Consider the following 26,075-nt stretch of genomic DNA (forward strand, 5'->3'; position numbering starts at 1 on the left):
CTGGCCTAAGCTAAGACAGTCCGCGAAGCCGCGTGAGCGAGTCGCGCTATTTACCCCGGACGGATGGCGCCGACGCTCGGGAGTCCACCGATCGTAGGCACAGCCGGGCCACTTTCCGCTGGAAAATCCGTATTTACCGCACCATGCGGCGATCACCGGCAGCACCCGGACGGACCAGCGGCTCCGCCGACACCGTCGCCGGCAACCGGCTGTCGAAACAGCCGACCTCCACCATCGTGCCCGGCCCGGACAACGCCGACGGTAACCATGCGTAGGCGACCGGAGCGCCGACCGTCCACCCGTACGCCGCCTCGGTCACATAGCCCACCGCGAACCCGCCGGCGTACACCGGCTCTCCCCCGGTCGGCGCCCCACCACCCTCGGACAGCACCAGACAGGCCAGCCGGCGATCCGGATCAGCCCGGTCCCCGGCCGGCGGCCCGGCCCGGTGACCGGCCTCCAGACGCAACCCGTCCAGAGCCACCTGACCGGCTGCCACCAGCCCGAACTCGGGACCCGCCGCCCAGATCGTGTCCCAGAGCCGGGCGCCGTACCCGGCCTCGGTGTAGATCTCCCAACCCGCCTCACCGGCCAGCGGCACCCGCAGCATGACCACCGGGACCATGCCCAGCCGGCCCTCCCAGACATCCCCGGACACCGGGCCGGTCAGCCGGGCGACCAGCTCGTCGGCGACCGGGCCCCACACGCCGAGCCCACACGTACCGCCGGTGATGTCACGCACGGTGACACCCGACGGAGCCTGGCGGCGCAGCAGCACCCGGTCCAGCGGCCCACCGACCGCCAGGATCCGGTCCTCGGCCGGCCGCGCCACGGTCAACCCGGCGTCCCGGATCAGCCCACCCACCGGCGGCCCCGGCATCGGGCCGAGCACCTCCACCCGGGTGCCCGCGGTCAGGTCGAACAGCGCCACCTTCCGCCGGGCCGCCCGCGCCTCGGTTCCGGCGATCGGCGAAGCGAACCGGGACGACCACTCGTCCCGTGCGGGAGCGTCGTCCGGCGGTGGGTTGGAGGCGTACCACAGGGGACGCTCCCAGCCGCCGGCCTCGCCGAACACCGCGCCCAGCTCGGCCTGCCGGGAATGGAACGGCCCGATCCGCAGATCACGCAGGGCCGGCGGCGCGTGCGGATGGACGATCGCGCTCGCCGCGGTCAGATTCCGCCTGATGTACGCCGGAGCCAGCTGCCCGTCCACGAACCGGTTCACATCCAGCTCGCGCAGATCGATGCCGGGAGTTCCGTCCACGATCCACTCGGCCAGCGCCTTGGCCACCCCGGCCGAGTGCGCCACCGGCACCGCCGCCGCGGTCCACAGCCCCCGCGGCCCGGAGTCCCCCTCGCCGAGCACCGGGAATCCGTCCGCGGTCGCCGCGAGCACCCCGTTGAAGGCGTCGTCCAGGGCGGTGCCGCGCAGCGCCGGGAGCAGTTCGGTGGCCGCCGTCCACGACTGCCGGAACGCCTCCGGAGCGAACGGCAGCATCGCCGGATGGCCGTCACCGGGCAGGTCGTCGAGGTCGGCCGGGCCCGGCTCGTGCCGGTAGGAGCCGATGCCGAGCCGGTCGCCGTGCGCCCGGAGATAGAGGTCACGGTCCGGGTGGCGCAGGATCGGCAGGGCGTCCGAGGAGCCGGCCGCGGTGGTCCGGACGTACTGGTGGACGGTCGGGATCAGCGGCCGCCCGGCCGTCCAGAACCCGGTGCACTCGACCACCAGATCGGCCGGGAAGGTGTCGCCGTCGGCGGTCTCCACACCGGCGACCCGGCCATTATTCGATAAGACATTGTCGACTCGCCTATTTCCGATAAACCGGGCGCCGTGGCTCGCGGCCCTCGCGGCCTGGATCTCCGCGGCCCGGACCGCCGGGATCAGACCGTCCTCCGGGACATGCAATCCACCGAGTACGAGTGACTTGTCCAGCATCGGGAAGAGCGCCGCGCAGGCGGCCGGGTCCACGATCGCCGACGCCACGCCCCAGGAGCGGCCGAACCCGAACCGGCGGTGCAACTCGGCCAGCCGCTCCGGAGTGGTCGCCACCTCCAGACTGCCGACCGCCTGGTAACAGCCGAGACGCGCGTACTTCTCCGCGGTGTACCGGGCGAGACGTGTCATCGTCCGGGACGGATCGATCCGGAAGACCAGGCCGGGAGTGTGCGAGGTGGAGCCACCGGTGACGAAGAGCGGGCCGCGATCCAGCACGGTGATGTCGGTCCAGCCCCGTGCGGTCAGCTCGTCGGCCAGCGCGCAGCCGACGATCCCCGCGCCGATGATCACCACGGTGGGACCGGTCATCGCTCAGCCTTTTCTCACGTCCGGGCCTCTTCCCACGTCCGGCTGCCCACCGGCAGGGACGGCCAGCGTCGACTCGGCCAGCGCGGCACCGCCCGCAGCCGGGCACGCCGCCGGGCCCCGAACCGCCGCGTCACCAGGCGAATCTTGAGCGCGCGTGAACGCAGCGGCCGCCGGACCGCCACGTCCTCCTCGATCGTGTCCAGTTCCGTCGCCACCTTCCACCGCCCGAGGCCGTCGCCGCTGTCGTGGCACTCAGGATCAACAGGTGGCAGGCCCGGGTCAATGGGCCGTGAGGTCTTTTACGGCTGTGCAACAACCCCGGCATACTGCCCCGGTGGATCATCCGTACCTGGACGCGCCCCAGCCCCTGGCCTTCGCCCATCGCGGTGGGGCCGCCGACGGCGACGAGAACACCGCCGCCGCCTTCGGCCGGGCCGTCGCCATGGGCTACCGGCACATCGAGACCGACGTGCACGCCAGCGCCGACGGGGTGCCCGTCGTCATCCACGACCCCGACCTGCGCCGGGTCGCCGGGCAGGACCTCCGGATCGCCGATCTGACCTGGGCCGACCTGCGCACCGTGCGGATCGCCGGGGAGTCGGTGCTGCCCCGCCTCGACGAGGTGCTCGGCACCTGGCCGGAGACCCGGTTCAACATCGAGGTCAAGGCCGGCGCGGTGGTCACCCCGGCGATCGAGGCGGTACGCCGGGCCGGCGCCGAGGACCGGGTGCTGATCGGATCGTTCGACGACGCCCGGCTCACCCGGGTCCGGGCCCTCGGCGGCCCCCGGATCGCCACCTCGATCGGCATGCGCGAGGCCACCCGGCTGTTCGCCGCGTCGTTCACCGGGATCCGGCTCCGGCCGCACCCGTCGGTGGTCGCCGCCCAGCTCCCGGTCCGGCACGGCCGGATCACCGTGCTCACCCCGCGATTCGTCGGCTACCTGCACCGGCTCGGATTGGCCGTTCACGTGTGGACCGTCGACGATCCCGGGGAAATTAATCGGTTACTCGACATGGGCGTCGACGGCATCATGACGGACCGTATCGGGACACTTCGCGACGTCTATACGGCGCGAGGATTATGGGTAGCACAGGGCGACTAGGCGGTCACCGGTCCGATCCGCTACGCTCCCTGCTCATCTCCCTGGTCAGAGACTTTCTTCCAAGATCTGGTGAACTCCGGGCATCAGCCGAACGGATGATGCCGGGGGTTCGGCCCCACTCTCATAAATCTTTTTTAAGTGGGCTGTAAGAACTCCCTAATTCACGTTCCGGAATTGCTTTCTGTAAGGCTTCCTCCTAACGTCTGGTCGTCGGTCGTCCACCTTCCACCCCATCGGGACGGCCGGGGTCCGGGAATTCGGAAGAAGAAGGTTCCGTCATGCGAAGCTCGGGTCAGCGACGTACCCGGCTGTTGGCCGCCGGCGCGGTGCTCACCGCCCTCGGCGGTGTCATCGGCTTCACCCAGTTCGCCAACGCCGCGGACACTCCAGGCGCCTCCACCAAGGCCGCCACCGAGAGCGGCGCCGGCAAGGTGGTCGGCAACAACCTGACCATCCTCACCGACACCTGCATCGACAGTGATCTCGCTCCGCACGACGGCTTCCAGCGTGGCGAGCGTTGCGTGTCCACCGAGTTCGGTGAGGTCGGCGCGGCCGGCAACAACCCCACCCTGCTGATCACCGACGCCCCACGCAACGTCGAGGTCGGCCAGGCGTTCCAGCTTCGGATCAGCACCCGCAACCTGATCCGGGACCGCTTCCTCGCGGCCGGCCAGGGCGGCTACTACGTGGAGAGTTCGGTCCTGCAGAACGGCCTGGTCCGCGGTCACTTCCACACCGCCTGCCGGATCCTGGACAGCAACGACTCGGCGCCTCTGCCCGAGCCGGTGCCGGCGTTCTTCGTCGCCACCGAAGACAGCCGTGGCGGGGCCGACCCCGACACCGTCGTCATCCAGGTGCCCGGACTGCAGCAGGAGGGCGACTTCCAGTGCTCGTCGTGGGCCGGTGACGGTTCGCACCGCATCCCGATGATGGAGCGCGCCAACCAGACGCCCGCCCTCGACTCCGTCCGTGTCACCGTCCGCGCCGCCGGCAACAACAACGGTGGGGGCAACAACGGTGGCGGCAACAACAGCGGCGGCGGCAACAACAACGGCGGCGGCAACAACAACGGCGGCGGCAACAACGGTGGCGGCAACAACAACGGTGGGGGCAACAACCCCAACACCGGTGAGGTGACCCCGACCGCGCCCACCCCGACCGCGACCAAGCCGAACAAGCCGGCCGCGACCATCACGCCGAAGGCGGACGAGACCGAGTTCACCGCGACGCCGAAGACCACCGTCACCCGGAACTCCGAGGACGACGACGAGAAGGCGACCGGCAACTCGGGCACATCGACGGGCACGCCCAAGTCGGCCACCACCAGGTCCACCGAGTCGGCGGAGGAGGCCGAGCCCACCCAGGCCGCGCCGAAGCCCACCAGGAAGGCGACCACCGCCGCCGAGATCGACGAGCCGGAGCCCGAGCCCACCGACACCGACGGCCCGGTGCTGGCCGACGACCCCGGTAACGGCGCTCCCGACGACACGGCGGGCACCTCCGACAACCTGGCCGAGCCTCCGGCCGCCCAGGACGGCGCGCTCAGCCTGGTCAGCAACAACCTCGCCTGGATCGGCGGTGGCGCGGTGCTGGTCCTGGCCGGCCTCCTGGTCGCGTCGTTCATGCGGTCCCGGCCGCGCAACAACTGGCGCTGACCCCGCCACACCCACCCGCGAGGATGATGTGGGCAGGACCCGGACGGGTCCTGCCCACATCGCCGTTTCACCGGCGGATGTTGCCCGGTCGTGTCAGAATTCCAAGAATCCCGAGGCGGAGCGGTAGATCCCCCGGAATAAGGGTAGCCTTACCTGCCGTATTACCCTTTCCACCGGCAGTGAGGTGCAGCTATGGCGAACAAACCCGCGCGACCGGCCCACGAGGGTGTGGTCCTCCGGGTGGAGCAGCTCACCCCACACATGGTGCGTGTGGTCATCGGTGGTGAGGCTCTGACCGATTTCGAGGCCGGGGAGTTCTCCGACCACTACATCAAGGTGCTCTTCCCGCAGGACGGCGTCGACTATCCGGAGCCCTTCGACATGGGCGTGATCCGCGAGACGCTGCCCCGGGCGGTCTGGCCGGTGGTCCGCACCTACACGGTCCGCAAGTGGCTGCCGGAGATCGGCGAGATGTGGGTGGACTTCGTGGTCCACGGCGACGAGGGCATCGCCGGCCCGTGGGCCCGCGGCGCCCGGCCCGGCGACAGGTTCCGGTTCATCGGCCCCGGCGGCGCCTACCTGCCGTCCGCGGAGTCCGGCTGGCACCTGCTCGCCGGGGACGAGAGCGCCATCCCGGCCATCGCCGCCTCGATGGAGCGGATGCCCGAGGACGCCATCGCCCGGGTGTTCATCGAGGTGTCCGGCCCCGACGAGGAGCAGAAGATCGAGACCGCCGGCCACGCCGAGATCGTCTGGCTGCACCGGGGTGCCCGGCCGGTCGGCGAGCTGCTGGTCGCCGCGATCCGGGAGCTGGAGTTCCCGGAGGGGCGGGCGCAGGCGTTCGTGCACGGCGAGGCCGGATTCGTCCGCGACCTGCGCCGGCACCTGCGGCTGGAGCGCGGCCTGACCCTCGACCAGCTGTCGATCTCGGGTTACTGGCGCCGCGGCATGAACGAGGACGGCTGGCAGTCCAGCAAGCGGGAGTGGAACGAGCAGGTCGAGCGTGAGCAGGAGCAACCCGCGGCGGCCTGACCGGCGGTAAGGAGTGTAACCCCGGTCACCCAATACCATGATGGTCGTGGTGATCGGGGAGAAGACACGTTCGAACAGCCTGTTCGCGTTGACGGCGCTGCTGCTGGCCGCCGTCAACCTGCGGCTCGCGGTCACCAGCATCGGCCCGGTCCTGACCGAGATCCGGGCCGGCCTCGGGATGAGTGCCACCGTCGCCGGGCTCCTCACCTCCGTGCCGGTGGTGTGTTTCGCCGCGATCGGCCTGGCCGCGCCCCGGCTGGCCGCCCGATTCGGTGCCGCCCGGGTCATCCTCGGCGGGCTCCTGCTGCTCACCGCCGGGCTGACGATCCGGCCGTACAGCGGCGGCTCGGTCCTGTTCCTGCTCTTCAGCGCCGTGGCCATGGCCGGCATCGCCCTGGTCAACGTGCTCCTGCCGTCGATCGTCAAGGACCGTTTCCCGGACCGGGTCGGCACCGTCACCGGCCTCTACTCGGTGGCCCTCAACATCGGCGCCACCACGGCCGCCGCCGCCACCGTCCCGATCACCGGCGCCTTCGGCGGCGACTGGCGGCTGGGCCTGGCCTGCTGGTCCCTCGCGGCGGTCCTCGCCCTCCCACCGTGGTTCCTGCTGGCCCGCGACCGCCAGGCCACCGGTGGTGCGGCCACCGACGACCCCCAGCCGGTACGCGTGAGCCGCCACCCGGTCGCCTGGGCCCTGGCCCTCTACTTCGGCATGCAGTCCACCTCGGCGTACGTGATCATCGGCTGGCTGCCGGAGATCTACCGCGACGCGGGCCTGTCCTCGTCCACGGCCGGCCTGCTGTTCGCGGTCACCTCCCTGCTGGGCGTGCCACTGTCGTTCCTGCTCTCGGCGTACGCCGGCCGGCTCCGCTCGCAGAGCGGCATCGCGCTGGCCCTGGGCCTGTTCGGCATCGCCGGCTGGGCCGGGCTGTGGGCCTCCCCCGCCGCCGCGCCGTGGCTGTGGGCGGTGCTGCTGGGCGTGCTGAACGCCGCTTTCCCCCTGGTCCTGACGATGATCGCGCTGCGCGGCCGGACCCCCGCCACGGTGGTCCGGCTGTCGGCGTTCGCGCAGAGCGTCGGCTACCTGATCGCCATCCCCGGCCCGATCCTGGTCGGCGCCCTGCACGACTGGTCCGGCGGCTGGCGCCTGCCGCTGGGCTTCATGGCCGCCCTGATGCTCCCCCAGATGGCGGCCGGCTTCCTGGCCGGCCGCAACCGCCAGATCTGATCCCACGCGGGGACAGCTCGGTGCGCCGAGACCGAGGAGTGCCGGCGCACCGAGCCCGTTCGTGGCCCGCGGGACGGGCTCGAAGTTAGGTTAGGCTAGCCTACGAACTGCGGAACCGCCAGGGGCTCACTCCCCCGCGCACAGGGGTGAGACGGGTCTACCGTCGTTCCTGCTCAACGAGACCGCGATGGTGCACAGGTGACGGACCGCGGCGGCCGGGTCCAAGGTCCAGAGCAGGACCCGGGAGTCGAGGCCGCCGCTGGCCAGAGTCTGGCCGCCGGGGGCGAAGGCCAGCGCCGCCGGGGACGCCTGATGGGCGCTCAGCTCGGCGGTGAGCCGGCGGGTGCCGGTGTCCCAGAGGCGGAGCGGGCCGGCCCGGTCGCTGACCGCCAGCGTGCCGCCGTCCGGGGACCAGGCGATCCGGTCGATGCTGTCGCCCTGCTCCCGTGTCTGCCACAGCGAGACCGAGCCGTCGCCGGTGCGGATGTCGACCAGGCGGTTGGTGCCGGTCACCGCCATCGACCGGCCGTCCGGGGCGACGGCCAGTTCCAGGACCTGGTACGGGCCGAGCGGGCGCGCCTCACCGGTCTCCGACAGGTCGCCGATCCGCCAGGAGCGCAGCAACGACTGCTGTCCGGCCGCGCCGGGTTCGATGCTGGTGACGGTGACCGCGGCGAACAGGGTGGTCCCGTCCGGGGTGACGTCGATCGCGAAGCCCTCCTGGTCGCCGAGGGCGATCGGGGCACGCATCCGGCGGGCCGCCACGTCGTACACGTGGATCAGCCCGGGGGCGGTGACGATGTCGGGGGCGTCGACACAGCCGCCGGTCGACACGAACAGCAGATCGCCGCGCGGGGTCGCCGCCAGGTCCTTCGGGCAGTCCGGCAGCGGCGCCGACGCCTGCCGTTCGCCGTTCTCGTCCCACAGTTCCAGCGTCTTGGCCCGGGTGGTCACGCCGAGCAGGCCGCCCGGGGTCCAGGCCAGCCCGCTCACCGAACCGGCCGGCCGGAACGTCCGGACCCGCTCGGACGAGGTGGTGTCCCAGATCCGGACGATGCCGTCCGACCCGCCGGCGGCCACCCGGCGACCGTCCGGCGAGAACCGCACGTCGAACACCTGGCCGTCGGTGTTGAACGCGTTCACCACCCGCCGGTGGACGACCGTCGGGCCGGTCGGGGCGGTGATCACCACGACCTGGCCGTTCGCCGAACTCGCCGAGGCGAGGTAGCCGGAGAGCCCGGTCCGCAGCTCCGCGGTGATGTCGCTGTCGATCGACCAGAGGATGGCCCGGCCCTCCGGCCCGGGGCCGAGGATCATGCCGTCGCCGGTGGCCGTGACCGCCGCGATCGATGCCGGGGCGCCCTCGGCCGGGGTGATGTCGCGCAGCCGGCGGCCGGTCGGCGCGTCCCACCGCCGGAGCCGGCTCCGGTTGCCCGCGATCTTCTCGTTGGTGATCAGCGAGCCGTCCGGGGCGAAGGCGAGGTATTGCGGGCCGGATGCCGACATGGTCATCCGGCCGTCGCGCAGCCGCCAGACCTGGACGACGGTCCGGCCGTCGTCCTCAGCCGCGCCGAGTTCGGCCACGTGGGCGCCGTCCGGGCTCACCACCAGCGCCGATCCGGCCTGTCTCCCCACCGGCAGGGTCCGCAGTGAGCGGCCGGTCGCCGCGTCCCAGAACCCGAGCGCCATCTGCCCCTCGACCCGGGTCTGGCCGGTGGCCACCACGGTGCTGGTTCCGGGCAGCCAGGTGACCGCGCCGAAGGCCGGGAGGACGTGCAGCAGCCGGCCGGTGGCCACCTCCCAGATCCGCACACCGTCCGGGGAGAACACGCCACCGGCCAGGTAGCGGCCGTCCGGGGAGAACGCCACCGAATGGATCCAGGCCTTCTCCGTCTCGTCCCCGCTCGTGGTGTCGGGGTAGGTCAGCGGCGGGGTGGTCTCGGTCAGGGTGGCCGCGTCCCACAGCCGGACGGTGCCGACGTTGTCGCCGATCGCGATCCGGGTGCCGTCCCCGCTGACCGCCGCCGAGACGCCGCCCGGCCCGGTGCCGAGCCGGCCGGCGAACCGCACCATCCGGGTGGAGAGCAGGGCGCCGCGGGCCTGCACGGTGTGCGCCTCGTGCCAGCCGTCCAGGGCCCGGCGGACCGCGGCCGTCTCGTCCATGGCGAGCAGGCCGAGCGTCTCCGCGGCGTACTGACGGGAGAGGGCGTCCCGGCCGACCGCCTCGGCGGTCCGCTGCCGGTCCAGCGCGACCAGGCCGGCGCCCGCGGTGAGCAGCAGCGCGGCGGCCAGTCCGGCGGCCAGCCGGCGCAGACGTCCGGTGGTGCGATCGCGGGCCAGCTGTTCCCGGGCCGCCGCGGCGCCACCGGCGGCCAGGTAGTCGGCCACCACCGGGGGTACGCCGTCGCCGGGCGGGATCCGCTCGCGGGCCGCGGCCAGCCGGGAGCCGCGGGGCAGCAGGTCCGGGTCGCGGCCGGACCGATCCCAGTCCCGGGCCGCCTCGGTGACCGACTCGCGCAGCAGCAGGTCCTCGCGGGCCGCGGCGACCCAGCCGGCCAGCCGGGGCCAGCTGGTCAGCAGCGCCTCGTGGCTGATCTCCACGGTGTCCGCGCCGACCGTGACCAGCCGGGCCCGCACCAGCCGGCGCAGCACCCGGGAGTCGCTGGCGGCCCGTTCGCCGCGACGGCGGACCGCGGTACCGTCGGCGGTGACGGTGACCAGTGCGAGCAGGGCGTCACGGAGCCGGTTCCGGTCCTCCGGGGTCTGATCGAGATAGATCTTCTCGGCGGTGTCGGCGATCGCGTGCCGGATGCCACCGGTGTCCTGGTACGCCTTGACGGTGAGCCGGATCCCCTCGCGCCGGTCCCAGGTGGCGCGCAGCGCGTGGGCGAGCAGCGGCAGCGCCCCGGGCTCGTACCCGTCTCGGGCGTCGGCGCCCAGGTCCTGCAGGAGCAGGCCGGGCAGTCCCGGTTCGACGGTGAGGCCGGCCTGTTCGGCGGGTTCCACGATGGCCCGGCGCACCGCCTCGGCGTCCAGCGGGCCGAGCACCACGTGACCGGCGGCGAGCACCCCGGCGAGTGGGGGCAGGGCGATGCAGGCCGGATAGAAGTCGGAGCGCACCGCGATCACCACGATGGCCGGGGCCGCGCTGGTCAGCGCGGTGGCGTAGGCGAGCCGCTCGGCCGGGTCGGGGCACTGGGTGAAGAGTTCCTCGAACTGGTCGATCACGATCAGCGGCCGGTGCCCGGCGGCGGTCGCCTTGCCGGCCAGGTCGCCGAGCAGGTGCGGGCTGTCCCGGATCCGGCGGATCAGCGATCCGGCGCTACCGTCGGGGGCGGGTTCCGGGCCGGTGCCGGTCAGGTGGTGCAGCCGGGTGACCAGGTCGGCGAGGGGGCGTTCCCCGGGGCTGGTCAGCACCCACGCCCAGTCCCGGGCCCGCGCGCCCAGCGTGCCCAGGGTGATCGCCGGCAGCAGCCCGGCCCGCAGCAGTGACGACTTGCCGACGCCGGAGACTCCGGTGACCACCAGCGGCGGGCCGCCCAGCGCCTGTTCGGCGACCCGGCTCAGCAGGTGCAGGATCTGGGGTTCCCGGCCACGGAAGCGCACCGAGTCCTCCGGCTGGAAACTGACCAGGCCGGGGTACGGCGGAACGGCCCCGCCCGGCACGTCGGCGGGCACCTCGTCACCGGCCGGGAGCTGCTCGCCGGTCAGCTCGATCAGCCGCCGGCGCATCTCGTCGATGCGGTTGTTCAGTTCGATGGTGTGCTGGGCGATGGTCTGGCTCAGCCCGTCCACGCTCTGTTTGACCTCGGCGACCATCCAGTTCAGTTCGCCCACCCCGAGGCCCAGGGCCTGGAACGCGCCCTCGAAGGTGCGCCGCAGATCGTCGTCGGCGAGCGCGGCTTCGGCGATCGCCACCGACACCGCGTCCACCTCGCGCAGCACCCGGGAGATCTCATCGTGCAGCGCCCGGCCCCGCTCGTCGGCGGCGGTCAGCCGGGGCAGCAGGTCGGCGGCGATGGCGTCCCGCCACTGTGCCTCGGACCAGCCGGCCGATTCGGGTTCCCGGTCGCGCATCCGGCGGGCCGTGTCGGCCAGGGTGTCGGCGAGATAGTTGGTGCCCAGGCCGCCGACCTGATCCAGGGCGGCGGCGAAGGCGTCCGGGGCGCCGAGTCCGGCGCCGGCCACCGGAGCGACCACCGAGGCGGTCAGAAAGGCGAGGATGGCGTACGGGCCGGCGGTGCGGATCCGGTCGCCGGTGCGCCGGCCGGTGTCCCGAACCCAGCCGCGAACTCCGGCACGGGCCTTCTCGGTGGGCTGGATCTCGTCGTCGGACGGGTCTTCCGAGAGCTCGGTTCCGGTCACCACTCCTCCGTGTTCATCGACACGCTTCGCGGTCTCATGATGTCACCGTCGATCCACGGGGAGTGCCGCCCGAACAGCCGGGACTTTCGGCCCACGACCGGGCCGGGGGTCCCGTGAGCCAATGGAGTCATGACCACGACCGTTAAGGAACAGCCCCGACCGGCCGAGCCGGAGCGCCGGTACGCGACGCCGACCGGCGAACCGTGCCCCTACCTGCTGCGGGCCGACGGGAGCGTCGACGGGGACGGCGCCTGCCGCGGGTGCGGCACCTGTCTGCTCGGGGCGGGCTGGTCGAGATGACATTGGCGGCGGGCGGCGGGTTGCCCGTACGGTGGGGCTCGTGGTCGATGCCCTCAGTGACATCTCGGCAACGCAGCGTATGGAGTCCGCCCGTCGTCCGGTCGCGTGGTGGCCGGTCGGCCTGACCGCCTCCGCCGCGACGCTACTGCTTCTGATCACCTCCGGCGGGTATGACTACCACCGCGACGAGCTGTATCTCCGGCTGCTGGCCGAGCACCTGCGGTGGGGTTACGCCGATCAGCCGCCGCTCACCCCGATTCTGGTCCGGTTCGGGATCGCCACCTTCGGCGACACCGTCTGGGCGATCCGGGTGGCCCCGGCCGTGCTGCTCGGGCTGACCGCGATCGTGGCCGCGCTGATCGCCCGCGAGGCCGGTGGTGGCCGGGCCGCCCAGTGGATCGCCGCGGCCGCGGTCTTCAGCACCTTCCCGCTCTCCGCCGCGCACGTCACCTCCACCGCGGCCGTCGACCTGCTGATCTGGCTCGGGGTGATCTTCTTCGTGGTCCGGGCCCTGCTCTGGCGGGATCAGCGGGCCTGGATCGGTGCCGGGGTAGTGGCCGGGATCGGGCTGTGGAACGAGCATCTGGTGGTGCTGCTGCTGGTCTGCCTGGCCGCCGGGCTGCTGCCGGCCGGGTCCCGGTGCTGGTCGCCGGCGGTCAGCCGGACCATCCGCTGGCTCTGCTCCTGGGTGTCTTCGCGATCGGGGCGGTGCCGGTGGAGCGCTGGATCACCGGGCGGCGCGGCCGGCAGGCACTGGCCGGTGCGGCGGCGGTGGTGGTGTCCGCCGGGCTCGGCGCGGTCACCGCACTGCCGATCATCCCGGAGGACGAGCTGGCCGGGACGCTGCCGGCCCGGCTGAACGCGACCATGGTGGACCAGGTCGGCTGGCGGCAGTACGTGTGGCAGATCGGCGCGGTCTACGCCGGGCTGTCCCCGTCCGACCGGCGGCGGGCGGTGCTGCTCACCGGCGACTACGGCGAGGCCGGGGCACTGGACCGGTACGGCCCGTCGCTCGGCCTGCCCGAGGTCTACAGCGGACACAACGAGCTGCACGCGTTCGGGCCGCCGCCGGAGTCGAAGCGTGTGGTGGTGGCGGTGCTCGGCGGCCCGCCGGACCGGGCTCTCGGGCGCTGCCGGGCGGAGGGCACCCTGCACAACACCCCGGGTGTGGCGAACGAGGAGGTCGGCGTGCGGGTGTTCGTGTGCCGCCCGGCCGAGCCGTGGACCACGATCTGGCCCCGGCTGCGGCACTACTCCTAGAAGCCGCCGGAGGCTTTCGGCAGGTTCGAGAGCACCTGGTACGAGTCGCCGTCCGGATCGTGGCCGGCCCGCGGGCGGGTGTACTTCGCGGTGAAGGTGTAGGTGCCCGGCTCCAGGGTGTCGGCCGCCGACATGACGAACCGGTAGAGCAGGACGCCGTCCTCCTCGGTGACGGTGGTGCTGACGCTGGCGCCGGGGGTGCTCTTGGTGCCGCCCCGGGAGGCCAGGCCGTCGGTGCGGGCCACCCGGACGACCACCTCCAGCGCGGTCAGCTTCCGGGTGGTGGTGACGGTGACGATGTTCGCGCCGTCCGGGTCGACGGTGCCGGTGGCCCGTAGCGGGTCGGCGGCGGCGCTCGGGGACGCCGACGGGGACTTCGGCGGCGGCGGCGGCGCGGTGGTGGTGGTGGTGGTCCGGGTGGCCGACGGCGACGGCGCGACGCTCACCGGGGCGGTGTCCACCGGGCTCGGTGTGACGGTGGGCGACGGGGTGGTGGGGGCGGGCGCCGCCGTCTCCCGGCCGGGCGAGCCGGTCAGCGCCCAGGTGCCCACTCCACCGCCGCCGAAGAGCACGGCCACCGCGGCGACCACGGCGGCGGTCCGCGCCCGGGGACCCCTGCGGTGGGTGGCCGGCTGCCCGGAGTCACGCATCGCGGCCGTGGTGATCCGGTCGAGCATCGCCTCCCGGTCCGGCTGGTGCGCGGCGGCCTCGGCCCGCAGCGCGGATCGGATCCGCTCGTTCATCGCGCCGCCTCCCAACCGTCGATGCGGACCTGGTCACCCAGCAGTCCGGCGAGCTGTTTCGCGCCCCGGGAGGTCGCGCTCTTCACCGCGCCCACCGATATCCCCAGGATCCCGGCGACCTCGCGTTCCGGCAGGTCGAACGCGTATCGCAGGACCACGCAGGCGCGTCTGCGGTGCGGCAGCCTGCGCAGGGCGGAGCGCACGTCGAGGACGGCGGGTACGTCGGTGTCCCGCCGGCCGGCCGTCCCGAACGACAGCAGCCGCTCGCGGGCGCGGCGGCGCACCCAGTTGCGGGCCAGGTTCATCACGATGCCGTGCCCGTAGGCGGCCGGGTCGTCGGCGGCGGTCACCCGGTCCCAGTGCCGCCACACCTCGGTCAGCGCGTCGGCGGCCAGATCGTCGGCCACCTCGTGCTCGCCGGTCATCAGGTAGGCCATCCGGGACAGGGAGGCGTGATGCCGTTCGAAGTAGGCGCGGAACGCGTCGTCACGCAACGGGGCACACCTCCTTTCGGATATCAGGCAGACCGGACGACGGTAGAGATCCTCGGGCGGCCGGGCAAGGGCCGGCCGCCTGGTGAGACGCGACTATCACCGGCCACATATCCCATTCAGTTGATGGGCAGGGTAGGTTCCAGAGGTGACGACGGGGATGGAGACCGGGCTGGCCGGGTTCGCCGCCGGGCTGCTCATCTCCCTCGTCACCGCGCCGGTCGGCGTCTCCGGGGCGGTCTTCCTGCTGCCGGTCCAGCTCAGCGTCCTGCACGTGCCCAACCCGGCGGTCACCCCGACCAATCTGCTCTACAACGTGGTCGCCGGGCCCGGTGCGCTGCTGCGCTATCTGCGGCAGGGCGGCTTCGACCGGGCACTGACCCGGCTGCTGGTCCTCGGCACCCTGCCCGGGGTGGTGGCCGGCGCCTTCCTGCGGGTCTTCGCACTGCCCGGCCCGCGGGTGTTCCGGCTGGTGGTGGCCGCCGTGCTACTGCCCCTCGGACTGTGGCTGTGCCTGCGCGCGATCCGCCCGGACCACCGGATCCGGCCACCGCTCGCCGCCCGGACGGTGGCCGCCCTGGGTCTCGCGGTCGGCACCGTCGGCGGGATCTACGGCATCGGCGGCGGCTCGCTGCTCGGCCCGATCCTGGCCGGCCGCGGCATCCCGATGGCCACCGTCGCACCGGCCGCGCTCGCCGCCACCTTCGTCACCTCGATCGCCGGTTCCGCGACGTACGGCCTGATCGCCCTGGCCACCGGTGGCACCGAGATCGCCCCGCACTGGGTGCTGGGGCTGCTCTGCGGCCTCGGCGGCCTGATCGGCGGCTATCTTGGCGCCCGCCTGCAACGGCACATCCCGGAGCGGGCGCTGCGGTTCCTGCTCGGCGCCCTCGCGGTCGCCCTGGCCGTGTCCTACCTGTAGGCCTGCGGGATCCACCACACCGGGCCTAAGTCAGATATTTCAGGAATCGTGCCGGATCGGACAGGAAGGCACGGGTCGTCATCACCGCGTCGGCCTGATCGTAGGGCACCTCACCGATCGCGCCGCCCTCACCGATCTCCAGGATCGTGGCGTCCGGGCAGGCCAGCAGGATCGGCGAGTGGGTGGCGATCAGGAACTGGCTGCCGGTCGCGACCAGATCGGCGATCCGCACCAGCAGCGCCAGACAGCCCCGGACCGACAGCGCCGCCTCCGGCTCGTCGAGCAGGTAGAGCCCGCCCGGCTCGAACCGGTGCGCGGCCAGATCCAGGAAGGACTCGCCGTGCGAACGTTCGTGCGGGGACACCCCGCCGTATGAGCCGACCACCCCGAGACGCTCGATCTCGGAGGCGACGTTGTAGTACGACTCGGCCCGCAGGAAGAACCCGGACCGGGGCCTGCGCCCGGCCGTGCGGACCAGGGTCAGGTGCTCGCCGAGCGGCGACTCGGTGGCCCGGGTGGCGAAGTTGAACGCGGTCGTGCCGCCCTCCGGGTTGAACCCGGCAGCCACCGCGATCGCCTCGATCAGCGTCGACTTGCCGCTGCCGTTGTCGCCGGAGAACAGCGTCACCGGGGTCCGGAACCGCAGCTCACCACCCTCGACGAGGCCGCGCACCACGGGCAGCGAGAACGGATGGCCCCGCGTCGGCGGCGCGTCGAGCCGGATCCCCCTGATGAACACGGCATCACGCTACCGCCGCGCGGCCACCGTCTCCACGCGCTCACGCCCGGCGGTCGCGGCACGGCCCGGGCCCACCGCCCGCCTCGCGAGGACGAGGCGGGACGGGTGGATCGGTGTGGGGCCGTGGATCGTACCGGCGGAGGGGTTCGGTCAGTCCTCGCGCGGAACCGGGACCGGCGCGACCCGCCAGATGCGCGCGGCGTAGTCGGCGACCGTGCGGTCGGAGCTGAAGAATCCGCTGTACGCGGTGTTCAGCACCGACATGCGGGTCCAGCGGTCCCGGTCGCGCCAGGCCTTCTCCACGTCGGACTGGCAGTCGACGTAGGAGCGGTAGTCGGCGAGGGTGAGGTACTCGTCCCAGCCGAGCAGGGAACTGGCCACCCGGTGCCCGACGTCGCCGAAGGCACCCGAGCCGAGCGCGTCGACGGCGGCCCGCAGCTCCTCGTCGTGCTCGTAGAAGGCGCGCGGGTGGTACCCGTTGTCGCGGGCCCGCGCGGCCTCGTAGGCGTCCAGCCCGAACAGGAAGAAGTTGTCCTCGCCGACCCGGGCCCGGATCTCGATGTTGGCGCCGTCCAGCGTGCCGATGGTGATCGCGCCGTTGAGGGCCAGCTTCATGTTGCCGGTGCCGGACGCCTCCTTGCCGGCCAGCGAGATCTGCTCGGACAGGTCGGCGGCCGGGATGATCCGCTCCGCCAGGGTGACGTTGTAGTTGGAGGGGAAGACCACCTTGAGGTACGGCGACACCACCGGATCCGCCGCGATCGTCGCCCCGACCGTCGCGATCAAACGGATGATGTCCTTGGCCGCGTGGTAGGCCGGGGCCGCCTTGCCCGCGAACAGCACCGTGCGCGGCACCCAGTCACCCGACGGGTTCGCCCGGATCCGCTGGTAGAGCGTGATCACGTGGAGCAGTTTGAGCTGCTGCCGCTTGTACTCGTGGAACCGCTTGATCATCACGTCGGTGAGCGAGTCGGGGTCACCGACGGCCAGGTCGACCTTGTTGGCCCGCTTGATCGACTGCCAGCGCTCCCGGAACGACGCGTCGTCGGCGAGCGTCTCCAGGCCGGCCAGCTGCTCCAGGTCGCGCAGCCAGCCGTCGCCGCCGAGACCCTCGGTGATCAGGTCGGACAGCCGCGGGTTCGCGATCCGGATGAACCGGCGCGGGGAGATGCCGTTGGTGACGTTCTGGAACTTGGCCGGCCAGAGCTCGGCGAAGTCGTCCAGGACGGTCTCCCGCAGCAGTTTCGAGTGCAGCTCGGCGACCCCGTTGACGGCCTCGGTGCCGACCACCGCCAGGTGTGCCATCCGGATCCGGCGCTCCGGATCCTCCTGGATGATCGACATCCGCTTGATCCGCTCCTGGTCGCCCGGGAACCGCGCGCCGACCTCCCGCAGGAAGAACATGTTGATCAGGTAGATGATCTCCAGATGCCGGGGCAGCAGCTTCTCGAAGAGCCGCACCGGCCAGGTCTCCAGCGCCTCCGGCAGCAGGGTGTGGCAGGTGTAGGCGAACGTCTTGCGGGTGATCTCCCAGGCCCGCTCCCACTCCAGCTCGTACTCGTCCACGAGCAGGCGCATCAGCTCGGGGATGGCGATCGTCGGGTGGGTGTCGTTGAGCTGGATCACCGTCTTGTCGGCGAACTCGTCCCAGCCCTCGTTGCGCAGCCGGAACCGGCGGATGATGTCCCGCAGCGAACAGGACACCAGGAAGTACTGCTGCTTGAGCCGCAGCTCCCGGCCCAGCTCGGTGCTGTCGTCCGGGTAGAGGACCTTGCTGATGTTCTCGGCGCGGACCGCCTCCTGCACGGCCTCCGCGTACTGCCCGGCGGAGAAGCGGCTCAGGTCGAAGGAGGCCTCGCTGGCCTTGGCGCTCCACAGCCGGACGATGTTGACGGTGTCGGTGCCGTACCCGGGAACCAGCATGTGGCTGGGCTCGCCGAGCACGATCTCGCCCGGCACCCACACCTTGCGGGTCGTCGAACCGGGAACCGGCTCGGTGTGCCCGTAGAAGCCGACCGTCTGCCGGTCGTCGGGCGCCGGGAACTCCCACGGATTGCCCTGGAAGGCCCAGTCGTCGGGCAGTTCGGTCTGCCCGTTCTCGGTGATGATCTGGCGGAAGATGCCGAGGTCGTAGCGGATGCCGTAACCGACCGCCGGGATGTCCCGGGTGGCCAGCGAGTCGACCAGGCAGGCGGCGAGACGGCCCAGGCCGCCGTTGCCGAGGCCCGGCTCCACGTCGAGGTCCTCGATGTCCTCGAGACTGAAGCCGAGCGCCTTGACCGCCGCGGCGGCGAGGTCGCCGGTGCCGGAGTAGAGCAGGTTCTGTTCGAGCTGTGCGCCCAGCAGATATTCCGCGGAGAGGTAGTAGACCCAGCGGGGGTTGCTGGCGTAGTGCGCGGCGGCGGTGCGGGCCCGCCGCTCGGCGAGACGATCCCGGACGGTCAGGGAGAGCGTCTCGTACGCGTCCCGGGCGCTGGCCGACTCCACGGTCGTGCCGCGCCGGTAGTAGAGGTTGCTCAACAGGTCCTGCTGGAACTCATCGGCGGTCTTGCCCAGTTTGCGTAGACCGATGCCCTGTCGAAGATCCATGCCGCCATTGTGCCTCTCCGAGGTTTCCGGCGACCCCTCTTCCCGCTTCCGGGGGACTAACCGCCTGGATGTCCCGTTCCTTCGTCCCGGCGTGGTACGGCATCATGGCGTCTTGTGTTGGGAACACTGCTGCCGTCGCCGGTGATCACCGCCGAGGCCTTCGCCGACGTGCCCGGTGAGCCCTGTTTCCCCGGCGAGGAGGACCTGGTCGCCACGACGAGCGCCGGGCGCCGCCGGGAGATCGTCACCAGCCGCCGCTGCGCCCGCGAAGCCCTCACCGGGCTCGGGCTGGCCCCGGTCCCGATCCGGCGCGGGCCACGCCGGGAACCGCTCTGGCCGGACGGGGTGGCCGGCAGCATCACCCACTGCGACGGGTACCGGGCCGCCGCCGTGGTACGCACCGGTGCGGTGGCGAGTGTCGGCATCGACGCCGAACCGCACGGCCCGCTCCCCTCCGGGGTGCTGCGGGTGGTCACCGCGCCCGGCGACGCCGAACATCTGGCCGCGCTCGCCGCCGAGGATCCGTCCGTCCACTGGGACCGGTTGCTGTTCAGTGCCAAGGAGTCGGTGTACAAGGCGTGGTACCCGGTGACCGGGCGATGGCTGGGCTTCGAGGACGCGGCCCTGGAGATCGACCCGGTGGGCGGCGTGTTCACCGCCCACCTGCGCGTCGACGGCCCCTTCCGGTCGCTGACCGGCCGTTACCTGGTCGACCGGGGCCTGGTGCTGACCGCGGTGACTAGTTCTCCCTGACGTCGGTCAGCGGGTTCAGCTTGCTCAGGTTGGCCGGCGCGTTCCACTTCTGCAGTTCGGAGCTGCCGCACTTCTCGACCTTGATCTTGCTGGTGCCGTCGGTGTGGGTGTCCTTCGGCGTGGCGTTCAGGTCGGTCGGCTGCAGACAGAAGCCGTTCCGGTCGAGGATCCGGAAGCCGGTCTCGTACTTGTCGGTCTTACCGAAGACCGTCCACATCAGGGACGGGTTCGACGCCGGGTTGGCCGGGCAGGTGATCGTCGTGACGTAGGCGTCCGAGGCGGTGCCCCGGTCCGGGGTCCGCAGGCAGTACCTGGTGCCGCTCCGGGTGACGGTGATCGCACCCGTCGACTTGTTCTCCGGGCCGGCCACGCCGGGCGGGGACGGCTGCGCCCAGATCTGGTTCCAGTCGACCGCGCCCTTCGGGCTCTGCTTGCAGAACCACGCGATCATGTACGAGGACCCGGGCTGCTGGTTCGTCACGTCCAGACAGCGGCTGAACTGGGAGTAGTTGACCAGCTGACTGGTGCCCGCCCCGGCCATCCCGGCGCCGACCCCGGCGTCCGAGCGCCACACGTTCGCCGGGTTGCTGACCGAGCAGGACCCGAGGATGACCGCCGAGCCGATGGTGTTGGGGTTACGCAGGTTGATGCAGAGGTTCTCGATGTTCGACGTCGAGCCGGTGGAGTGGAACAGGCTGTTGCCGTCCAGGCTCCACTGGTAGGTGGTGGTCCGGGCTTCGGCGTCCGCGCACTTCTGGAAGACCAGCGGGTTGTTGGTGGAGTGGGTGGCGCCGGCGTACAGGCACATGCCGGCGTCGTTGTCGTTCGTCTCCGAGTTGACCAGCTTGAGGTACAGATCCCCGGTGTAGCCGAACTGCTGGGTGGTGCTGCCGTTGCAGGTCTGCACGGTCAGCGCGGTGCCGGCCGCCGGCGTCTTGGTGCCGGCGTCGAAGCACAGGCCGCCGGCGGTGGTGGTCGAGGCGATCCGGATCGAGCCGCCCGGGATGTTGGTGTTGTTGGTGGAGAAGACGTAGGTGGCGCTCAGGCTGCGCGAACCGGCCAGGTCCGCCGTCCCCCCGGTCCCGCCGGAGATCACCGCGCTGCCGCGCAGGCCCCGCGAGGTGACCAGGGCGGTGGTCGGCACCTTGCTGAGCGGGCAGCTCAGGGTGTTGCCGTCCTGATCCCGGTATTCGATGTCGACGATGTAGCGCAACGCCTCACCGGTGCCGGCCACCCCGGCGTCCCCGGTGATCCGGCACGCCGGCATGTCCTCCAGCTGGCCCCGGACCGTCTTCTCCTTGTTGTCGTCGACATAGGACGCCGCCCGGACCCGGGCCATCACCACGTCCAGCCCGATCTGCGCGCCGTTGAGGGCGGTGTTGCGGTCGACCAGGGTACGGGTGGTGGTCACCTGGCGGACGATCACCGGCAGCAGCATCGACGACAGGGCCAGACCGATGGTCACCACCAGCATCGCCATCGGCAGCGAGCCTCGGTCGTCCCGGAAGATGCGGTGTGGGCTCATGAGGTCGGCCTCCCCTGGCTGCAGACACTGGCGCTGTTCTGGTTGTTGCGGTCGATGTTCTGCGCGGTGAAGACGCTGTCGAAGGGCAGCGACACCCGGCCGACGGTCACCGTGAACTGCACCCGGACCTGCTTGAACTGGGTCTCGAAGGCGGAGCCCACCCCGGCGCCGCCCGCGCTGGCGGTGGCGTACGGCTTGTCGCCGACGTCGTAGACGGTGACCGGCCCGGACGAGCCGCTCACCGTCACGTCACTGGCCAGCACCGACTGCGAGGTGGGCGCGCGGTCCGGCGAATCCCACGAGGCCAGGATCAGCTGGCCGTTGCGCAGGATGATCTGCCGGCAGGTCTGCTTGCCGGTGTTGTCGGTGGGGATCGCGTACTCGGTGTACCAGGTGGTGCCGACCTGGCCGGGTTTGGCGACCCAGACGGCGTAGCGAAGTTCCCGGTCCAGCCGCCGAAAGGTGTTGTCCAGCTGGTCGCGGGTGTCCGAGGTCTGCTGGGTCTGGTTGGTGCCGTTGTAGACCTGCAGGATCGCGGTCATCGCGATCGCCGTGACGAACGCCATGATGGTGCTCGCCATGATCGTCTCGGCCAGGGTGAACCCGTGGTCCCCGGCGGCCGCGCGGCGCAGGCGGGTGATCAGCCGGCTCATACGATCGTCCAGACGAAGTTGTAGATCGTGGTGGACACCGGCACCACGCTGACGCTGGTCAGCCCCACCTGATAGGTGCCCGGCGTGGTCGGGGTGCCGCTCAGGGTGCTCTGCCCGTTGTTCCACCGCACCCCGGGCGGCAGGCCCAGGACCGTGGTGGTGACACCCGTGGCCTTGACAGCCGAGGCGTTGGTGGCGACCGGGACGGACACCGGCTGACCGGCCGGGGACGTCACGTCGTTGCTCGGCGAGGTGAAGTTCAGGACGTTCAGCGCGTTCACCGTGATGACGAACCGGTCGGTGACGGCCGGCCCGACACCGTCGGTCACGCTGATCGTCGGCACGTACCGGCCCGGCACGATCGGGGTGCCGCTGATCACGCCGTTCGTCGAGTTGATCGCCACACCGGCCGGCAGCCCGGTCGCCGACCAGGTGAACTTCCCGTCACCGCCGGACACCGACGGGGTGGCGATCACCGACTGGCCCAGGTTGATCGTGACGTCGCCCGGCTTCGTCAGCGTGACCACCGGGAACACCGTGTGCGTGAAGGTGCCCTCGGCGGAGTAGTCGTTGCTGTCGACCACCCGGACCACCGCGGTGTAGGTGACACTCGCGGTGCCGGTGATCGCCCCGGTGGACTCGTCGATCGACAGGCCGCTGGGCAGCCCGGTGGCCGACCACTTGAGCGAGCCGTAGCCACCGGTGACGGTGGGTTGCAGCGCGACGGTCTCGCCGACGTGGTTCTTCGGGGCGTTCGGGACGGTCAGCGCCGGCGGCTGCACCACCGTGTAGCTGATGCCGGTCATGGTGTCCGACCGGCCGGCGCTGTCGGTGACCTTCGCGGTGGCGCCGCTGAACGTGCCGAGCTTGGTCGGGGTCCCGCTGATCACGCCGGTCGTGCTGCCGGTCAGCCCGTCCGGCAGCTTGGTGAACACCCAGGTGTTGGGCAGGGTGCCACCGGTCGCCCGGTACTGGTACGAGACCGTGTCCCGGCCCAGGTAGAAGACCGGGAGTGGGTTCAGCGTGAAGTTCCGGATCACCGGCGCCGGGCGCTTGATGTCGAACAGCGGCTCGTCGGCCCGGGAGATCAGCGTGGAGGCGAGGTAGCCGCACTGGTCGGAGGCACAACCCTGCTGGGCCCAGGAGAGGAGGACGACCACCCGGAAGTAGAGCAGACGCTGGGTCGGGTCGGCCGGGACGTTGGTGGCGGTGGCCGGGTTGACGCACTGGTCGGTCCGGGCGAAGTACACCTCGCAGGCGCCCACGAACATCGTCTGCTGGAAGTCGGTGCCGTTGACGTTCAGAGTCTGGGTGCTGGTGGAGATCGGAGCGTCGGCACCCGCCGTCGGCGACAGCCCCTCCTCACTCCCGGAGGACATCTCCATGCTTTCCAGGTACGGCTTGAGCCGGTCCTTGAACGGGCTCTTGGTCAGCGCGTCGTTCCACTGCGTCTGCACCGCGGTCTTGCCCCGCCCGGTCAGCAGCGCCGAGTTCTGCAGGGCGCGCACCTGCTCGATCGCACTCGCCGCCAGCTGGGCCGCCTGCCGGTGGTCACGCTGCTGATCGACGGCCCGGGAGCCGTTGACGAAGAACGCGCCCAGCCCGGCCATGGCGACGCTGAGCACCGCCATCGCCACGATCAGCTCGACGAGTGTGAAGCCGTCGTCGTCCCTGCGCATGGCGTTCCCCCGTGGTGCTCCGGCCAATCGCTCGCACCGGCACCATCGGCAGTCTCACCGACGAGTGAAGGAAATCAGCCGGTGCGATCGGCGATGAAGTGGCAGAGCGACTCCAGGGTGCGCCGGGCCGCGCCGTCCGGCAGGGTGCCCGCGCTGCGCCGGGCCGCCGCCGCATAACCGTGCACGGTCTCCCGCGCCTGCTTCAGGGCCGCCGACTCGCGCAGCAGCCCGAGCGCCTCGGCGTGCAGCACGTCGTCGACGATCGGGCCGGCCGACAACAGCTCCTTGAGCCGTCGCACGTCAGCCCCGGTGTCGTCGGCGGCCAGCGCGTACAACATCGGCAGGGTCGGCACGCCCTCGCGCAGATCGGTGCCCGGAGTCTTGCCGGACTGCTCCGACTCCGACGCGATGTCCAGCAGGTCGTCGGAGAGCTGGAAGGCGATCCCGATCGCGGTGCCGAACTCGGCCAGCGTCTCCACGTGCCGGGCCGGCAGCCCGGAGAAGAGCCCGCCGAACCGGGCCGAGGTGGCGATCAGCGAGGCCGTCTTGTCCTCCACCGCCCGCAGATGGAACCGGATCGGGTCGGCGCCGCGCGGGCCCACCGTCTCCGCCAGCTGGCCGCGGACCAGCTGGGACAGGGTGCGGGCCTGCAACCGGACCGCCTCGTCACCCAGGCCGGCGGCCATCTGCGCGGCCCGGGCCAGCAGGAAGTCCCCCACATAGACCGCCAGCTTGTTGCTCCACCGGGAGTTCGCGCTGGCCGCGCCGCGCCGCAGCGGGGCCTCGTCCATCACGTCGTCGTGGTAGAGCGTGGCCAGGTGGGTCAGCTCCATCAGCACCGCCGACGGCAGCAACTCGGGCCGGCCCGGATCACCCAGCTGCGCGCAGAGTGCCACGGTCAGCGGCCGGAACCGTTTGCCACCGGCGTGCACCAGATGCGCGGCCACCTCGCCGACCAGCGGATCCGGGCTGGCCACCGCGACCAGCAGCTCGGTCTCCACCGACGCCAGGAACCCCGTCACGGAGTCCCGGACAGCCGGATCGATGAAATCGGTCAGCGTGGGAGCCGTCATGATCATGAGGCTAGATCACCCGGCTGAGAGGACGCTGACGAGGCCCGCGGTGCAGAATCGACGCCATGACGCTCACCGATCCGCTCGACCTGCTGGACTTCGACAGCCTGCTCAGCGAGGAGGAGCGGCAGATCCGCGCGACGGTGGCCCGGTTCGTCACCGATCATGTGCGGCCCCATGTGGCCGACTGGTTCGAGGAGGGCACGTTCCCCCGCGAAATCGCCCCGGAACTCGGCCGGCTCGGGGTCCTCGGCATGCACCTGGACGGATACGGGTGTGCCGGGACGAGCGCGGTGGCGTACGGGCTGGCCTGCCTGGAACTGGAGGCCGGCGACTCCGGGCTGCGCAGTTTCGTCTCGGTGCAGGGTTCGCTGGCGATGTTCTCGGTGTGGAGATACGGGTCCGCCGAACAGAAGGCCGAATGGCTGCCCCGGATGGCCGCCGGTGAGGCGATCGGCTGCTTCGGCCTCACCGAACCCGACTTCGGCAGCGATCCGGCGAACATGCGCACCCGGGCGGTCCGCGACGGCGGCGACTGGATCCTCGACGGCACCAAGATGTGGATCACAAACGGCAGCATCGCCGACGTGGCCACCGTGTGGGCGCAGACCGAGGACGGGATCCGCGGCTTCCTCGTCCCCCGCGACACCCCCGGCTTCACCACCCGCACCATCAAACGCAAACTGTCCCTGCGCGCCTCGATCACCGGCGAACTCTCCCTCGACGGGGTGCGCCTGCCCGACTCCGCGCGCCTGCCCCTCGCCGAGGGTCTGGGCGCGCCGCTGAGCTGCCTGGGCGAGGCCCGCTTCGGCATCGTCTTCGGCTCCACCGGCGCGGCCCTGGACTGTCTGCGCACCGCGATCGGCTACGCGAACAGCCGGATCCAGTTCGGCAAGCCGATCGCCGCCTTCCAGCTCACCCAGGAGAAACTCGCCGACATGGCGGTCGACCTGAACACCGCCGCCCTGCTCGCCCTGCACCTGGGCCGCCTCAAGGACGCCGGCCGGCTCAAGCCGCACCAGATCAGCGCCGGCAAACTCAACAACGTGCGCCGCGCTCTCGCCATCGCCCGCGAATGCCGCACCATCCTCGGCGGCAGCGGCATCACCCTCGACTACTCCCCGCTACGGCACGCCAACAACCTGGAGTCGGTCCTCACCTACGAGGGCACCTCCGAGATCCACACGTTGGTGATCGGCCAGACGCTGACCGGACACGCGGCCTACCGATAGAACCCGTTATCCGGTACGCCCCAGAAGCCCACAACCGCAACGCCCAGCCCCGCTTCGTCCCCGCGACGCCCGCGTCACACCGGACCGCCCAGCGCCCGCCGGGCGAATGCGGTGGCTTCACCCGCGTGCCGCGCAGCGGCACGACCCGCACCACAACGCGCCACACGAACCGACGACGCAACCCGCGTGCCGCGCAGCGGCGCGCTCCGCGCCGCAGCGGGCCACACGAAGTGGCGGCGCGACCCGCGTGCCGCGTTGCGGCGCGGAGCGCGCCGGAGCGGGCCACACGGGGCGGTGGTGGGGGTTGCGTGCCGCGTGGCGGCACGGAGCGCGCCGCTGCGCGGCACGCGGGGTCGGCCACCGCATTCGCCCGGCGGGCGCCGGGCGGTCCGGGGATGCGCGGACCTCGCGGGGATTCCCACAGGG

Annotated in this window: 21 protein-coding genes; 10 read left to right on the forward strand and 11 right to left on the reverse strand. The window is 71.8% G+C overall.

What is annotated here, in order from left to right; genetic code table 11:
• Nucleotides 1-133 precede the first annotated feature (133 nt).
• Together ACQ0O7_RS19735 and ACQ0O7_RS19740 are read right to left on the reverse strand one after the other, a co-directional pair.
• Entirely contained in the window at nucleotides 134-2,305 is a 2,172-nt protein-coding gene (locus ACQ0O7_RS19735) for an FAD-dependent oxidoreductase (RefSeq protein ID WP_430783596.1), read from the reverse strand.
• Nucleotides 2,306-2,319: 14 nt separating this feature from the next.
• Entirely contained in the window at nucleotides 2,320-2,520 is a 201-nt protein-coding gene (locus ACQ0O7_RS19740) for a hypothetical protein (protein ID WP_430783597.1), read from the reverse strand.
• A 119-nt stretch (nucleotides 2,521-2,639) separates the two neighbouring features.
• Here ACQ0O7_RS19740 and ACQ0O7_RS19745 point away from each other — a divergent pair, with 119 nt between their 5' ends.
• The 4 genes from ACQ0O7_RS19745 to ACQ0O7_RS19760 all read left to right on the forward strand — a co-directional run bounded on the left by ACQ0O7_RS19745 (nucleotide 2,640) and on the right by ACQ0O7_RS19760 (nucleotide 7,325).
• The gene (locus ACQ0O7_RS19745; RefSeq protein WP_430783598.1) at nucleotides 2,640-3,410 is read left to right on the forward strand and encodes a glycerophosphodiester phosphodiesterase; all 771 of its coding nucleotides are present in this window, start codon (nucleotides 2,640-2,642) and stop codon (nucleotides 3,408-3,410) included.
• Nucleotides 3,411-3,688: 278 nt separating this feature from the next.
• Nucleotides 3,689-5,065, forward strand: a complete 1,377-nt coding sequence (locus ACQ0O7_RS19750) for a hypothetical protein (protein WP_430783599.1) — start codon at nucleotides 3,689-3,691, stop codon at nucleotides 5,063-5,065.
• A gap of 192 nt (nucleotides 5,066-5,257) precedes the next feature.
• On the forward strand, nucleotides 5,258-6,097 hold the full coding sequence (locus tag ACQ0O7_RS19755) for a siderophore-interacting protein (RefSeq protein WP_430783600.1): 840 nt from the start codon (nucleotides 5,258-5,260) through the stop codon (nucleotides 6,095-6,097).
• A 46-nt stretch (nucleotides 6,098-6,143) separates the two neighbouring features.
• The gene (locus ACQ0O7_RS19760; RefSeq protein WP_430783601.1) at nucleotides 6,144-7,325 is read left to right on the forward strand and encodes a CynX/NimT family MFS transporter; all 1,182 of its coding nucleotides are present in this window, start codon (nucleotides 6,144-6,146) and stop codon (nucleotides 7,323-7,325) included.
• Between the two features lie 126 nt (nucleotides 7,326-7,451).
• Here ACQ0O7_RS19760 and ACQ0O7_RS19765 read toward each other — a convergent pair whose 3' ends face one another.
• Nucleotides 7,452-11,690 carry an AAA family ATPase gene (locus ACQ0O7_RS19765; protein ID WP_430783602.1) on the reverse strand — a complete coding sequence of 1,413 codons (4,239 nt, stop codon included), beginning with the start codon at nucleotides 11,688-11,690 and terminating at the stop codon, nucleotides 7,452-7,454.
• A 129-nt stretch (nucleotides 11,691-11,819) separates the two neighbouring features.
• Here ACQ0O7_RS19765 and ACQ0O7_RS19770 point away from each other — a divergent pair, with 129 nt between their 5' ends.
• From ACQ0O7_RS19770 to ACQ0O7_RS19780, 3 genes are read left to right on the forward strand one after another with little or no spacing between them, the layout of a single operon-like run.
• Nucleotides 11,820-11,990, forward strand: a complete 171-nt coding sequence (locus ACQ0O7_RS19770) for a hypothetical protein (protein ID WP_430783603.1) — start codon at nucleotides 11,820-11,822, stop codon at nucleotides 11,988-11,990.
• A gap of 40 nt (nucleotides 11,991-12,030) precedes the next feature.
• On the forward strand, nucleotides 12,031-12,849 hold the full coding sequence (locus ACQ0O7_RS19775) for an ArnT family glycosyltransferase (RefSeq protein ID WP_430783604.1): 819 nt from the start codon (nucleotides 12,031-12,033) through the stop codon (nucleotides 12,847-12,849).
• Nucleotides 12,762-13,250: a hypothetical protein gene (locus ACQ0O7_RS19780; protein ID WP_430783605.1), complete on the forward strand. Its 489-nt coding sequence runs from the start codon at nucleotides 12,762-12,764 to the stop codon at nucleotides 13,248-13,250. The genes ACQ0O7_RS19775 and ACQ0O7_RS19780 overlap by 88 nt, the downstream gene beginning before the upstream one ends.
• On the opposite strand, the gene ACQ0O7_RS19785 is transcribed toward ACQ0O7_RS19780, so the two are convergent.
• Nucleotides 13,247-13,993: a hypothetical protein gene (locus ACQ0O7_RS19785; protein ID WP_430783606.1), complete on the reverse strand. Its 747-nt coding sequence runs from the start codon at nucleotides 13,991-13,993 to the stop codon at nucleotides 13,247-13,249. The two genes, ACQ0O7_RS19780 and ACQ0O7_RS19785, sit on opposite strands and share 4 nt — an antisense overlap.
• Nucleotides 13,990-14,487 carry a SigE family RNA polymerase sigma factor gene (locus tag ACQ0O7_RS19790; protein ID WP_430783607.1) on the reverse strand — a complete coding sequence of 166 codons (498 nt, stop codon included), beginning with the start codon at nucleotides 14,485-14,487 and terminating at the stop codon, nucleotides 13,990-13,992. Before ACQ0O7_RS19790 ends, ACQ0O7_RS19785 begins: the two co-directional genes overlap by 4 nt.
• A gap of 145 nt (nucleotides 14,488-14,632) precedes the next feature.
• Here ACQ0O7_RS19790 and ACQ0O7_RS19795 point away from each other — a divergent pair, with 145 nt between their 5' ends.
• On the forward strand, nucleotides 14,633-15,406 hold the full coding sequence (locus ACQ0O7_RS19795; protein WP_430783608.1) for a TSUP family transporter: 774 nt from the start codon (nucleotides 14,633-14,635) through the stop codon (nucleotides 15,404-15,406).
• 25 nt (nucleotides 15,407-15,431) lie between these two features.
• On the opposite strand, the gene ACQ0O7_RS19800 is transcribed toward ACQ0O7_RS19795, so the two are convergent.
• Nucleotides 15,432-16,145, reverse strand: coding sequence for an AAA family ATPase (locus tag ACQ0O7_RS19800; protein ID WP_430783609.1), 714 nt, complete (start codon nucleotides 16,143-16,145; stop codon nucleotides 15,432-15,434).
• Between the two features lie 150 nt (nucleotides 16,146-16,295).
• Nucleotides 16,296-18,734: a glycogen/starch/alpha-glucan phosphorylase gene (locus tag ACQ0O7_RS19805; RefSeq protein WP_430783610.1), complete on the reverse strand. Its 2,439-nt coding sequence runs from the start codon at nucleotides 18,732-18,734 to the stop codon at nucleotides 16,296-16,298.
• Nucleotides 18,735-18,848: 114 nt separating this feature from the next.
• Between ACQ0O7_RS19805 and ACQ0O7_RS19810 the strand changes: the two genes are divergently transcribed.
• On the forward strand, nucleotides 18,849-19,487 hold the full coding sequence (locus tag ACQ0O7_RS19810) for a 4'-phosphopantetheinyl transferase family protein (protein ID WP_430783611.1): 639 nt from the start codon (nucleotides 18,849-18,851) through the stop codon (nucleotides 19,485-19,487).
• Here ACQ0O7_RS19810 and ACQ0O7_RS19815 read toward each other — a convergent pair.
• From ACQ0O7_RS19815 to ACQ0O7_RS19830, 4 genes are all read right to left on the reverse strand, one after another.
• Nucleotides 19,474-21,012 carry a ricin-type beta-trefoil lectin domain protein gene (locus tag ACQ0O7_RS19815; RefSeq protein ID WP_430783612.1) on the reverse strand — a complete coding sequence of 513 codons (1,539 nt, stop codon included), beginning with the start codon at nucleotides 21,010-21,012 and terminating at the stop codon, nucleotides 19,474-19,476. The two genes, ACQ0O7_RS19810 and ACQ0O7_RS19815, sit on opposite strands and share 14 nt — an antisense overlap.
• Nucleotides 21,009-21,665, reverse strand: coding sequence for a PulJ/GspJ family protein (locus tag ACQ0O7_RS19820; protein ID WP_430783613.1), 657 nt, complete (start codon nucleotides 21,663-21,665; stop codon nucleotides 21,009-21,011). Before ACQ0O7_RS19820 ends, ACQ0O7_RS19815 begins: the two co-directional genes overlap by 4 nt.
• Entirely contained in the window at nucleotides 21,662-23,344 is a 1,683-nt protein-coding gene (locus ACQ0O7_RS19825) for a putative Ig domain-containing protein (protein WP_430783614.1), read from the reverse strand. Before ACQ0O7_RS19825 ends, ACQ0O7_RS19820 begins: the two co-directional genes overlap by 4 nt.
• A 74-nt stretch (nucleotides 23,345-23,418) precedes the next feature.
• On the reverse strand, nucleotides 23,419-24,417 hold the full coding sequence (locus tag ACQ0O7_RS19830) for a polyprenyl synthetase family protein (protein WP_430783615.1): 999 nt from the start codon (nucleotides 24,415-24,417) through the stop codon (nucleotides 23,419-23,421).
• 65 nt (nucleotides 24,418-24,482) lie between these two features.
• Here ACQ0O7_RS19830 and ACQ0O7_RS19835 point away from each other — a divergent pair, with 65 nt between their 5' ends.
• Nucleotides 24,483-25,649: an acyl-CoA dehydrogenase family protein gene (locus ACQ0O7_RS19835; protein ID WP_430783616.1), complete on the forward strand. Its 1,167-nt coding sequence runs from the start codon at nucleotides 24,483-24,485 to the stop codon at nucleotides 25,647-25,649.
• Nucleotides 25,650-26,075 lie beyond the last annotated feature (426 nt).

This window comes from Actinoplanes sp. G11-F43 (assembly GCF_050589265.1).
In the GTDB taxonomy this organism is placed as follows: Bacteria; Actinomycetota; Actinomycetes; order Mycobacteriales; family Micromonosporaceae; genus Actinoplanes.